Origin of the sequence: Paralcaligenes ureilyticus (genome assembly GCF_004346225.1) — a bacterium.
GTDB classification, from domain to species: Bacteria; Pseudomonadota; Gammaproteobacteria; order Burkholderiales; family Burkholderiaceae_B; genus Paralcaligenes; species Paralcaligenes ureilyticus.
Window position 1 is genome coordinate 69,020 of sequence record NZ_SMAJ01000017.1, and the last position, 12,470, is coordinate 81,489.

The following is a 12,470-nucleotide window of genomic DNA, read 5'->3' on the forward strand; positions in this document are numbered from 1 at the left end:
CTTGCAACTTTACATTACAGTCAGATTGATAAGGCCTGTCAAGCTAGTGGTTACGCGCGGTTCAGGCCGTGCCGCCCACCGTCAGGCCATCCATGCGCAAGGTCGGCATCCCCACTCCGACCGGCACGCTTTGCCCCTCTTTGCCGCAAGTGCCGACGCCTGAATCCAGTTGCAGGTCGTTGCCGATGAGGCTGACCCGGTTCATCGCGTCGGGCCCGTTTCCAATCAAAGTGGCCCCCTTGACCGGATAAGTGACCTTGCCGTTTTCAATCATGTAGGCTTCGGACGCGGAAAAAACAAATTTACCGCTGGTAATGTCGACCTGCCCACCGCCAAAGTTGACGGCGTAAAGTCCTTTCTTGACCGAAGCGATAATTTCGGCCGGGTCTTCCTTGCCCGCCATCATGTAAGTGTTGGTCATGCGCGGCATGGGCAAATGCGCAAACGATTCACGCCTGCCATTGCCCGTGACAGCCGTTTTCATGAGGCGGGCGTTCATCGAATCCTGCATATAGCCACGCAATATGCCGTCCTCGATCAGGACATTATGCTGGCTCGGGTTGCCTTCATCGTCAATGTTCAAGGAGCCGCGTCTATCGGCCAGCGTGCCATCGTCGACCACGGTTACCCCTTTGGAGGCCACGCGCTTACCCATGCGGCCCGCAAAAACGCTCGACCCCTTGCGGTTGAAGTCGCCTTCCAGCCCGTGCCCAACGGCTTCGTGCAATAGAATGCCGGGCCACCCAGAGCCCAGCACGACCGTCATTTCGCCTGCCGGCGCCGGCTTGGCCCGCAGATTGGTCAACGCTTCATGGGCCGCCCGATCAACGTAGGACTTCAAAATGGAGTCGGTGAAGTAAGCCAGGCCAGTGCGGCCACCCCCGCCGCCATGGCCCATTTCACGGCGGCCATCGCGCTCGGCGATGACGGTCAGCGATAACCGCACCAAGGGCCGCACGTCGGCCGCCAGGCGGCCATCGCTGCCGGCTACCAGGATAACGTCATATTCGGCACCCAGGCTGGCCATGACCTGGATGATATGCGGGTCGGCCGCACGCGCCATGGTCTCTACACGCCCAAGCAATGCCACCTTGTCAGGCGCAGACAGCGTGTTGAGCGGATCGATCGCCGGATACAGATCATGCGCCTTGCGCGCCTGCCCGGTGACAACCTTTTGACGCCCTCCCCCTTGGCGGCCAATGGTGCGCACAGTGCGAGCCGACGACAGCAAGGCCTCGGGCGACAGGGCATCGGAGTAGGCAAACGCGGTTTTTTCGCCGCTAATGGCGCGCACCCCCACCCCTTGTCCAATTGAAAAACTGCCGGTTTTTACTATCCCTTCTTCCAGGCTCCAGCCTTCGCTGCGAGTATATTGAAAATACAGATCGGCATAATCGACCTTATGGGTGAAAATTTCGCCCAGGGCCCGCGCCATATCCGATTCGCTCAAGCCCCACGGGTCCAGCAACACAGATTTGGCGGTGGCCAGGGCATTAATGGCAGGATCAGACAGTTTCATGGTTATGCGCTTCGCGTAATGAGTCGACAGGATTAACAGTAACAGGTTTACATCGTGCGGTGTTTCAAGGCGGGCAACGATAACCGAACGTCTTGCAATCGTTGTTGATCGACCGCGCCGATGACAAAACCGGGGCCTTCCGGGCAGACATCCATAATATCGCCCCAGGGGTCGATCAAAATGGAATGCCCCCAGGTACGACGGCCATTTTCATGTTTTCCGCCCTGCGCCGGTGCCAGTACATAGCATTGATTTTCAATAGCCCGGGCGCGGAGCAGGATTTCCCAATGGGCGGATCCGGTTGTATAGGTAAATGCCGCCGGTACGATTATCAGGCTAAGCTCGCCCAGCGCCCGGTAAAACTCGGGAAAGCGCAAATCATAGCAAATCGACAAGCCCGTTTTTCCGCACGGAGCATCGAATAATTGAGGCGTATTTTCACCCGGACGGATTGAAATGGTTTCGTCATAGGATTCGGTGCCTTTTTTAAACCCAAATAAATGAATTTTGTCGTAACGCGCCACTCGAGTGCCGGATGGATCGAAAACCAGGCTGGAATTATAGATACGATTATCATCCGGGCTTTCCAGCGGAATCGTTCCTCCCACCAGCCAAACGCCATATTGCCGGGCTTGTTCGGCCAGGAATTCCTGAATGGGGCCTTGGCCCAACGATTCACGCAAGGCAAGCTTGTCGCGATCGTGCCGGCCCATTATGCAGAAATATTCCGGCAACGCTATTAATTCCGCACCTGCCTGGGCCGCTTTTTTTATCAGTACCGCAGCCTGCTCCAGATTCACCGTCAGATCTGTGGTCGATACCGTTTGAATAGCCGCGACTTTAAAGATTTGTTTTAGTGCTGTCATAGTAATGTTATAAATCACAAAATATTAAACATAATCGAATATAATAAAGAGCAATCGCTAACCATTAAAAAATCGATGTTATTATTCCTTCGCCAAATTAACGGGAATACACAAACAGGAACACACAATGACCCGCGACACCTATTCTGCACTTAAACTGAAAATCGAAAAAGAAATTGTAAAACTGCAAAAAAAGGCTCACGATCTTCAGGCAAAACGGCGCAATCCGATTATTACATCCATTATCCGCTCCATGGCCGACTACGATATTACGCCCGAAGAAATCGCGGCCGCATATCATAAACGCGGCGGCAAAGCCTCCACACCCAAAACGGCGGCTAAAACAGCATCCAAACCCGCAACCAAACGTACCGTGCCCGTCAAATATCGCCACCCCAAAACAGGCGAGTGCTGGACGGGCCGCGGCAAGGCTCCCCGCTGGATAACCGCAGCCGAAGCAGCAGGCGAAAACCGCGAAAGCTTTCGGCTTGCCTGACCAACACCCCCGCACATGCCTGGCGTGGGACAATGGCACCCACAAGGAGTGCCGCTACAATGCCCTCCCGCGCATGCCTAGCGCGGATTTATTTCATACCTTATTACCCGAACCTGCCCATTATTACCGGGGAAGCCCTCAAAAACAGCTCTGGCCAGATAAGGCATTATGGCAGGCAGATTATCGCTGCCACTCATATTGACCGCGCTGGAACGGTATACTTCGGCCCCGTGGCGGTCGCGATCCTTAATGGAAACCGATAAGGTGTTTTTATAATACTGAACCGGCACGTAAGCAACCGACGGTCCAAAATACATTCCACCTGCCCAGCCCCGGTTGTAAGGCCCAAAACCATTATAAAAAGGCGGGTCGACATATTGCTGCGTCCAGCTTTGCACCAACGGGTTCTCGTAGGTAAACGACACGTCGAACCGCGCACGCTTGCCGGAAGTGGCTTCAACCAGCCCTGTAGGACCGATTGCCGCGCGCAACATATCGGCAAAGCTATCGTACTCAAGGTTGTTTGCACGGGCCGTGCTGGGCACAAATTCATACGTCTGGCCCTGAACCCCCGCCGGCCACTGCTGATATGAGGTTACACGCGTCGAAAGAGTGGCTGCGCATCCGGCCAGCAACGACACGCTGGCCATTAACACGCAACGCCGCCAAAAACCGCTTTGTGCCATTTCAATCATTTTAGCGTGCCACATAATCCTACCCCCGCGCGGCCATATCCAATCCCGCCCCAAATCTTGAGCTTCCAACCAATACTATAGCTTTAAACCAACTCCTATAAGACCGCCGATACGCCATAAAGTTTACAGACGCGAGCAAAACAACCCCATCGCACAAACACTACAATACAAACCACTACAGCTGATTCCAGGTTTAGCCCATGCGCACGGATACTCCCCAGACAATTGCCCGTCTCGATTACCTCCCCTACCCCTATCGTCTCCCTCAGGTAGAACTGACCTTTGATCTGGACGCCACGCTGACCCGGGTCAGCAGCCGGTTGCACTTCGAACGCACCACACCACGCAACCAGCCACTGGTACTCAACGGCGAAGATCTGCCGCTGGAATCGATTGCGCTCGACGGCCAAGTGCTGCGCCCCGATCAATATCGCCTGGACGACCACGCCCTTACGCTATTCCCCGTCACGGAGACCTTCATCGTTGAGATAGTCAGCCGATGCCGGCCGGCCGAGAACTCAACGCTAATGGGTCTGTACGTTTCCGGCGAAAGTCTGTTTACCCAATGCGAGGCCGAAGGATTTCGCCGCATTACCTGGTTCCCGGACCGCCCCGATGTCATGTCGCGTTATCGAGTCACGCTGCTGGCCGATAAGGCCCGGTACCCCTTTTTACTCTCGAATGGAAATCGGCAAAACGCCGAGGAGCTTGCCGACGGCAGACACTCGGCAACATGGGAAGACCCTCACCCAAAGCCCTGCTACCTCTTTGCCCTGGTTGCCGGCCACTTCAGTTGCCACGAACAAACGATCCAGACCCGTAGCGGCCGGCAAGCCTTGCTGCAGGTTTATAGCGACCCGGGTTCCGAGTCGAAAACCGAATGGGCGCTCGCGTCCCTGGTCCACGCGGTCAAATGGGACGAACAACGATTTGGCCTGGAACTGGATTTGGATCGTTTCATGGTCGTGGCGGCGCGCGACTTCAATATGGGCGCCATGGAAAACAAAGGCCTGAACATTTTCAATTCCGCCTATGTGCTGGCCGATCCGCAAACGGCCACCGACGTCACCTATCGCGCCATTGAAGCCGTTATCGGCCATGAATACTTCCATAACTGGACCGGCAACCGCGTCACCTGCCGCGACTGGTTTCAGCTTTCCCTGAAAGAAGGCCTGACGGTGTTCCGCGACCAGGAATTCTCGGCCGACATGCTGGCGCAAGGCTTGCCGGCGCAAGAAGCCAAAAGCGCCCGCGCGGTAAAACGCATCGACGATGTCAGTACACTGCGAATGGCACAATTTCCCGAAGACTCGGGCCCGATGGCGCATCCCATACGTCCGGAAAGTTATCAGGAAATCGGCAACTTCTACACGGCCACCGTTTACGAAAAAGGCGCCGAAGTCATACGAATGCAGCACACGCTGCTGGGCGAAGCGGGCTTTCGGGCCGGGCTGGACGAATACTTCCGCCGCCACGATGGCAGCGCGGTCACCTGCGACGACTTCGTCAATGCCATGGAGTCGGTCTACACACGGCAAAACCCCGGCAAGACGCTCGATACCTTTCGCCGCTGGTACGAGCAGGCCGGTACGCCGCACGTCAAGGTAGAACTTGACTTTGACGCCCGGCAACAACGCTGCACGCTTACGCTCAGCCAGCACAACGAGCCGGCCGGCATCGAAAAATTCCTCACGCCCCCGCAAACCAAGCTGCCACTGCATATCCCCTTTGCCGTGGGCTTGCTGGACCAGGCCGGGCGCCCTCTTGTTATCCATTACCAAGGCCAGGCTTACGATACGCTGGTGCTCGAATTGTGCGACGAGCGCCAGACCTGGGTTTTCGATCAAATCCCCGAGGCACCCATCCCGTCGCTATTGCGCAATTTCTCGGCTCCTGTCATTGTCGAGTATGCCGGCACCAATGCCGAACTGGCCTTGCTGGCCCAATGCGATACCGATCCGTTTGCCCGCTGGGAGGCTGGCCAGGAGCTGGCAAACCGCCAACTGCTGGCGCTGGTCAAGGCCGTTCAGGACGGGCGGGAGCTCGCGGTCGAACCCGATTTCATCGAAACATGGCGCGCCCTGCTTCAAGACACCCACCTGACACCCGCCTATCAGGCGCGGGCTTTGACCTTGCCAGCCGAAAAGGTGCTGCTGGAAAAAACGTCGCCCATGGACCCGATCGCCGTCGCCCGCGCACGCGCCGAGCTGCGCCGCGTATTGGGCCTGGCACTGGGGCCGCTATGGCTGGCCGCGTACCATAACGCCGACGACCATACGGGCAAATATCAGCCCGATGCACGGTCGGCCGGCCGCCGCGCCTTGAAAAATCTGGCGCTGGCTTACCTGATGGCGGGCGAACACCGCGAAGCGCCAACGCTTGCGCTAAAGCAATACTACGACGCCCAAAACATGACTGACCGCATGGGTGGCTTGTCGGCACTGGTCAATTTTTCCGACACGCCCGCAGGCTCTCAAGCCCTGAGCCATTTTTATGAACAGTGGCAACACGAGCCGCTGGTCATAGACCGCTGGTTCACCCTGCAGGCAACGGCGCCCACCACGCATATCGACACGATACGCACGCTGATGCAGCACCCGGCCTTCACGCTACGCAATCCCAACCGGGCCAGATCGTTGATTTTCCAATTCTGCATGAACAACATGCAAGGCGTGCACACTACCCAAGGCTATGAGTACTGGGCCGATCAAGTGATAGCCCTGGACCGGATCAATCCGGAAATAGCGGCGCGCCTGGCCCGCGCGTTCGATAACTGGACGCGTTATATTCCATCCAGCCGCCAAACCATAAAGCACGAGCTCGAACGCATACAGGCTCAGAACCCGCTGTCGCGCAATGTGGCTGAAATCGTGTCCAAAGCCTTAAAAATTTAATTGCAGGAGCCCATTTTGAAACGTATAACCCTGACGCAGTATCTGGTTGAGCAACAGCGGAAAAAACAGGCCGTCTCCGCCGAAGTGAGACTCTTGATCGAAACCGTTGCCCGAGCCTGCAAGGCCATAGGCCACACCGTCGGCAAAGGCGCGCTGGGTGGCGTGCTGGGCAGCCTGGGCACCGAAAACGTGCAGGGCGAGATCCAGAAAAAACTCGATGTGCTGTCCAACGAAATCCTGCTCGAAGCCAATGAATGGGGTGGGCACCTGGCCGCCATGGCGTCCGAAGAAATGGAGACCATCCATCGCATCCCCAATCGCTATCCCAAGGGCGAGTACCTACTGTTGTTCGATCCGCTGGACGGCTCGTCCAACATCGACGTCAATGTGTCCATAGGCACGATTTTTTCGGTACTGCACGCGCCACATCATGCGTCCGGACGCGAGGTGGACGAACAGGACTTCTTGCAGGCCGGCGCCCAACAGGTAGCGGCCGGTTACGCCGTCTACGGACCGCAAAGCACGCTCGTGCTCACGGTGGGCACCGGCGTGGTGGGTTTCACGCTGGACCGTGAAATGGGCTCCTGGATACTGACCAGCGAAAGCATCACCATACCGGAGCAGACGGCCGAATTTGCCATCAACATGTCCAATATGCGCCATTGGGAAGCGCCCGTGAAACGCTACATAGACGAATGCCTCGCCGGCAAGGAAGGCCCGCTGGGCAAGGATTACAACATGCGCTGGATCGCCTCGATGGTGTCTGACGTGCACCGTATCCTGACCCGCGGCGGCATCTTCATGTACCCGCGCGACAAACGCTCATCGGGCAAAAACGGCAAGTTAAGACTGATGTACGAAGCCAACCCCATGAGTTTTATCGTCGAACAGGCGGGCGGCGCCGCCGTTGACGGCGCGCACCGCATCCTGGATACCCAACCCGGTGCCTTGCACCAGCGCATAGGCGTTATCCTGGGTTCCAAGGCCGAAGTCGAGCGCGTACAGCGCTATCACCAGGAAGCGTCTGGTAGCGTGTAGATGCTGTCTGCCTGCTGGCAATTGTGGCACCCACAAGGGGTGCCGCTACATGAACGGCGGGTACGTTTCATTGGCGGCGGGCACGTGTTTGTTGTAATGCCCCAGCCCTTATTTTTCAGAGCCTAATAGCGACGCACCTTCCCATAAGCCGTCGTTAATCAGCCCACGCGCCACGTCTTTGAGCACGACGCGCGTTGCCAAGGCGGCGGGAGACAGCTCTTCGTCCGGCCGGCTGGTCAAGATACTGCATCGGTGCAACGATTTATCGGCGATGGGAATCAATACGATATTTTCGTTATGAATGAACGAAGTCGCCGAACTGGGATGTATGGTGGCCCCCATGCCGGCCTGCACGGCACCTATAAGCGTATTGAGCCCGTCAATTTCCGCCACCACATTGGGAATGATGTTTTTTCGCTTGAAGGCATTCATGATGATGCTCACCAGGGTATGCCTGCCGCTGGGCAATATGAGGGGCAGCTTGCCCAGATGCTCAAGGCGGGTGCTTTTACCCTTGGGCATGCCGGGCAGAGTATTCATGCCGATGACAAAGAGATATTCCTTCAATAGCGGAGTGACGCTCATCCGGTGATCCTCGCCCATGTCGAATCGCATGGTCAAGTCCAGCCTTCTGGAATCCAGCAAAGCTGTCAGATGCGCCGATAATCCTTCGACGATATGCAGCTGTATTTTGGGGTAGCGTTCGCGCATGGCCTTCAGGAGCGGAAGAGCCAGCATCAATGCAGTGGTGGGAGCCATCCCTACGCTGACTTTTCCGGACAGGCGCCCTTCCTGAGCTGCGCTGGAGGCGATTTTTACCTGACGCAGCACGATTTGGGCGTGCTCCCGGAATTCGATCCCGGCCCCGGTAGGTACAACGCCTGTCGACAGCCGTTGAAGCAGGCGGGTGGAAAGCTCGCTTTCGAGGCGGCTGATCTGCTGACTCAATGTCGAGGTCGTGACATTGAACTCAATGGCCGCCCGGCCCATGCTGCCCAGTTCTACCACTCGAACAAAATAACGCAGCTGTTTTAATTCCATACGAAAGCGGCCCGGTGGGCAATTTGAGTCTCAGGGTTGTTCACAAGGGATCGGCACCAGCGTTTAATTTTATTAAACACCCCTTGCGTTTTGCTGTCTAGCGGAGTTTCCAATACCCGCATAGAGTCATGGTCAAGCCAATATTTGTTTTAGCGTTACCAGGCCTGCTTCCCATTTTCATTTCGCAAGGCCGGGCAAACGTCCGGAGGGTTTTATGAAAAGCAACGAGTTGAAAATATCTTCCATGAAAGACAAATGCTCTTCCCAGGAATGGCAAATGCGTGTGGACCTGGCGGCATGCTATCGCCTGGTCCAGCTGTATGGCATGTCGGACATGGCGGCAAATCATATATCCGCAAGCGTCCCGGGCGAAAAGAACGCATTTCTGATCAACGCCTACGGCATGATGTATGAGGAAATCACGGCCTCCAGCCTGATCAAGGTCGATCTCAGCGGCGCCATACTGGCCAAGCCCGATTTCGGCGAGCTGGACTACGGCATCAACAAGGCCGGCTATGTCATTCATAGCGCCGTTCACGAGGCGCGGCATGACGTCGCGTGCGTGATTCATATTCACAGCTGGCCGACCATGGCCGTTTCAGCGCTGGAGTGCGGCCTTTTACCCATCAGCCAGACGGCAATGCGATTTTTAAAGATCGGCTACCACAACTATATGGGTGTGGTTTTGAATGAGGCCGAAAAGGAATCCCTGGTGAAGGACCTGGGACAAAACGAAGCTCTGATCCTGAGAAACCATGGGGCTTTGACGGTAGGCAAAAGCATAGGCGAAGCATTCAACTGGCTGCACAGGCTCGAGCTGTCGTGCCGCGCGCAGTTGGCGGCGATGGCGTGCAACACACCGCTGCGGCAGGTGGATCAAAAAACGCTGGAAGAAACATGGAGCAACTATCAGCCGGGGACCCGGCGCCCCTACGGCTTGATGGAATGGCCGGCTTTGCTCAGAAAGCTGGATAGGCTGGACCCCTCTTACAAGAACTAAGCCCGGCTGTCGGCTAATAGGTCTTGTTCAAATCAATGCACCTCTGGAGACAACAATGTTTAACAATAAAGCAATAAAACAATCCATTCTTTTTTGCGCGGTAGCCGCCTGCAGTTCGGCCTATGCCGCTTATCCGGATAGAAACATAACCTTGATCGTGCCTTTTGCGCCAGGCGGCAATCTCGACATTACGGCGCGAGCCATCGCTCCGGCTTTGCAGAAGACTCTGGGCGCCACGGTTATCGTGGAAAACAAACCGGGTGCAGGAGGATCGATTGGCGCGGGGTTCGTGTCGCGTTCCCATCCTGACGGTTATACCGTGCTTGTGACAACGCCCAACGCCATAGCCGTAACGCCGTATATGACCAAGACACCTTATACACTGGCGAATTTCCGGTCCCTAGGGCTGGTTGCCACCACCCCGCTGATCATCGATGTCAATGGAAAAAGCAAATTCCAGACCATCCAGTCGCTCCTGAAATATGCATGCGCCAATCCCGGCAAGGTCACTGTCGGCCACTCGGGTATCGGCACGACCAACTACATAGGCCTGATCAGCCTGGAAGACGCTTCGCATTGCAAATTTTCAGCCATTCCCTACAAGGGATCGGGTCCGGCCCTGGTGGACTTGCTGGGCAATCAGATCGACGTGGTCGTTGACCAGCTCAGCAGTTCCGCCGGGCAATTGAAGTCGGGCAACCTGAAAGCGCTGGCCGTCATGACGGCCCGCAAAGTGCCTTCGCTGCCCAATGTTCCCACTCTCGAAGAGTCTGGCGTGAAAGGCCTGGATGCGTCTACCGACACGGGCCTGCTTGTTCCCAAGGATACGCCCTCCGCAGTTGTGGACGTGCTGAACAAGGCCTTGCAAAAGGTTGCCCAGGACAAGTCCGTACAGAACATTCTGGGAAAAGTGGGGAGCACGGCCATATCGTCCACACCCGAGAAATTCATGAGCATGATCGATGACGAAAACAAAATCGCGGGCAAGCTGAGTGCCGAAGGCAAATTACAGAAATAATGTTGGCGAGCACCACGAAAATGTCGACCCCTTGTTGCCCTCCTCTCCACGCCTTTCAGAAGGTCGGTTTTAGCCTTCCCGCAAACGCGTGCGATTCCCATGCGCATATATTCGGCCCGTATCAACAATATCCGCTGGCCGGGGAGCGCAGTTACACCCCCGCTGAAAATGGCGTAGAGCGGTTTATATGGCACCTGAACCGTCTGGGTTTGCAACGGGGCGTTCTTGTGACGGCGAGCGCTTGCGGCACCGATAACCGGCCGGTCCTGGATGCCCTCGGGAAATATCCCGACAGATTAAGGGGCGTTGCCGTATGCGATCAAGGCGTCGGCTTGCCGGCGCTGAAAGCCTGGCGCGAGGCGGGCATCAGGGGCTTGAGATTCAACCTGTACAAACTCAATGGCCAGGCGGTATACAAGAACGGGGTGGGGCTGCAGGCCCTGGAGGCTCTGGCGCCTTTGCTGCGGGATCTGGGCATGCACGCCCAGATCTGGGTCCATGCCCCCGACTTGCCCGAACTGGCGCCGCGTCTCGCGAAGCTGAAGGTGCCACTGGTTGTGGACCATATGGGACGCATGAACGCTGCCTTGGGCACTGACAATCCCGGTTTCGGCAAGTTGTGCGCCATGCTGGCCAGTGGTTCGGCCTGGACGAAGATATCCGGCGCGGACCGGAACAGTAATAAAAATGGCCATTATGGCGACATTGACGTTTTTGCAAAAAAAATACTGGAAGCCAATCCGGATCATGTCATATGGGGCTCAGACTGGCCCCATATCAATTATTTCAACCAAGCCGAGGTTCCCGACGACGGTGTACTGCTCAATACCTTGCAGCGCTGGATTCCCGACGAGCCCGGCCGCAGGAAGGTACTGGTCGATAACCCCGCAAATCTGTACGGATTTCAGGCCTAGACTTCCACATGCCTCCCGCAGACGCCAACCCCACGGCCGGGGGGGAACCCGGCTCGAAATAATTTGTGAAAACCCGCCATACATCGCATAATGTAACGTCCCGTTTACGCGAGCTGCAATCCCATGCAAAACGTCGCCGTTACTCTGCCGATCAGGGATGAAGAACGATACCTGGTTACTTCAAAGCTCGAAATTCTGGCCCTGTTGAGTTCGCTGAAAGAACAAAGGGGCTTGATCCTGATGCGTCTTCACAACGGCGCTGAGGCTATTGTCACCACCATCCTGAACATCGATGCGGAAAACAACTCGATGGTTATCGACAATTCAGCCCAGGATTCCTTCAACCAGCATGCCGCCAAGGCGGAGCATATCCGGTTCGAAGCCACGCTGAACAAAATCCGCATTGCGTTTTCAAGCGCGCAAGCCAGTCCCTGCATTATGGACAATCAACCGGCGCTACGCATTGCATTTCCCCAGTCTTTAACACGCGTCCAGCGGCGCGACGCATATCGAATCGACCTCCCTTCCAGCGACCCGATCAAGTGCACGATCACGCTCCCGGCCACCGCTGCTGCAAAAATCCGCAGTGTGGCGCTGGACATTAAAGATCTCAGTTCGGGTGGGATGGCGCTGATCGACAACCAGCATGTGCTGGGCGATGCCGCCGGCGTCTTCTACAAGGACTGCCATGCGGAATTTCCCGGCGTCGGCGCCATTTCCACGACATTGCAAGTCGTTCGGATCATCGAGGAATCCTTGGCCGACGACAAGAAACGACGTGTCCTCGGCTGCCAATTCGTTAATTTGCCCAATCCCATGCTGATCCTGATTCTGCGCTTTATAGGTATGACCGAGCGCAGGACAAACGCCAAATGGCACGGCTACGAGTAAGGACGTGCGGGCGCAGATGGGCGTCTGGTGCAGACAATTGGCGGCGGCGCGAAGGACGCGGCGTGTAGTGATCGGTGGCACCCACAAGGGGTGCCGCT

At 56.5% G+C, this 12,470-nt stretch carries 11 protein-coding genes; 7 read left to right on the plus strand and 4 right to left on the minus strand.

Annotation, left to right across the window (positions count from 1 at the left end; translation table 11 throughout):
* Positions 1–61: 61 nt before the first annotated feature.
* Together tldD and EDC26_RS17100 are read right to left on the minus strand one after the other, a co-directional pair.
* The gene (tldD, locus tag EDC26_RS17095; RefSeq protein ID WP_132584873.1) at positions 62–1,519 is read right to left on the minus strand and encodes a metalloprotease TldD; all 1,458 of its coding nucleotides are present in this window, start codon (positions 1,517–1,519) and stop codon (positions 62–64) included.
* A gap of 47 nt (positions 1,520–1,566) precedes the next feature.
* Positions 1,567–2,385 (minus strand): carbon-nitrogen hydrolase family protein, encoded by an 819-nt coding sequence (locus EDC26_RS17100; RefSeq protein WP_132584875.1) that lies wholly within the window; start codon positions 2,383–2,385, stop codon positions 1,567–1,569.
* 127 nt (positions 2,386–2,512) lie between these two features.
* Between EDC26_RS17100 and EDC26_RS17105 the strand changes: the two genes are divergently transcribed.
* Positions 2,513–2,881 carry an H-NS histone family protein gene (locus tag EDC26_RS17105; RefSeq protein WP_132584877.1) on the plus strand — a complete coding sequence of 123 codons (369 nt, stop codon included), beginning with the start codon at positions 2,513–2,515 and terminating at the stop codon, positions 2,879–2,881.
* A 77-nt stretch (positions 2,882–2,958) separates the two neighbouring features.
* Here EDC26_RS17105 and EDC26_RS17110 read toward each other — a convergent pair whose 3' ends face one another.
* On the minus strand, positions 2,959–3,576 hold the full coding sequence (locus tag EDC26_RS17110; RefSeq protein ID WP_243700967.1) for a DUF4136 domain-containing protein: 618 nt from the start codon (positions 3,574–3,576) through the stop codon (positions 2,959–2,961).
* 200 nt (positions 3,577–3,776) lie between these two features.
* Between EDC26_RS17110 and pepN the strand changes: the two genes are divergently transcribed.
* Together pepN and EDC26_RS17120 are read left to right on the plus strand one after the other, a co-directional pair.
* The gene (gene pepN, locus EDC26_RS17115; protein WP_132584881.1) at positions 3,777–6,470 is read left to right on the plus strand and encodes an aminopeptidase N; all 2,694 of its coding nucleotides are present in this window, start codon (positions 3,777–3,779) and stop codon (positions 6,468–6,470) included.
* A gap of 15 nt (positions 6,471–6,485) precedes the next feature.
* Complete coding sequence (locus EDC26_RS17120; protein WP_132584883.1) at positions 6,486–7,508, plus strand: class 1 fructose-bisphosphatase; 1,023 nt, start codon at positions 6,486–6,488, stop codon at positions 7,506–7,508.
* 108 nt (positions 7,509–7,616) lie between these two features.
* On the opposite strand, the gene EDC26_RS17125 is transcribed toward EDC26_RS17120, so the two are convergent.
* A complete protein-coding gene (locus EDC26_RS17125; RefSeq protein WP_132584885.1) occupies positions 7,617–8,549 on the minus strand; it encodes a LysR substrate-binding domain-containing protein in 933 nt (310 codons plus the stop codon).
* 214 nt (positions 8,550–8,763) lie between these two features.
* On the opposite strand from EDC26_RS17125, the gene EDC26_RS17130 reads away from it, so the two are divergent.
* The 4 genes from EDC26_RS17130 to EDC26_RS17145 all read left to right on the plus strand — a co-directional run bounded on the left by EDC26_RS17130 (position 8,764) and on the right by EDC26_RS17145 (position 12,372).
* On the plus strand, positions 8,764–9,549 hold the full coding sequence (locus EDC26_RS17130) for a class II aldolase/adducin family protein (protein ID WP_132584887.1): 786 nt from the start codon (positions 8,764–8,766) through the stop codon (positions 9,547–9,549).
* 55 nt (positions 9,550–9,604) lie between these two features.
* Positions 9,605–10,567: a Bug family tripartite tricarboxylate transporter substrate binding protein gene (locus EDC26_RS17135; protein ID WP_132584889.1), complete on the plus strand. Its 963-nt coding sequence runs from the start codon at positions 9,605–9,607 to the stop codon at positions 10,565–10,567.
* A gap of 20 nt (positions 10,568–10,587) precedes the next feature.
* On the plus strand, positions 10,588–11,481 hold the full coding sequence (locus EDC26_RS17140; RefSeq protein ID WP_132584935.1) for an amidohydrolase family protein: 894 nt from the start codon (positions 10,588–10,590) through the stop codon (positions 11,479–11,481).
* Between the two features lie 123 nt (positions 11,482–11,604).
* Positions 11,605–12,372 (plus strand): flagellar brake protein, encoded by a 768-nt coding sequence (locus tag EDC26_RS17145; RefSeq protein WP_132584891.1) that lies wholly within the window; start codon positions 11,605–11,607, stop codon positions 12,370–12,372.
* The last annotated feature ends 98 nt before the right edge of the window (positions 12,373–12,470 follow it).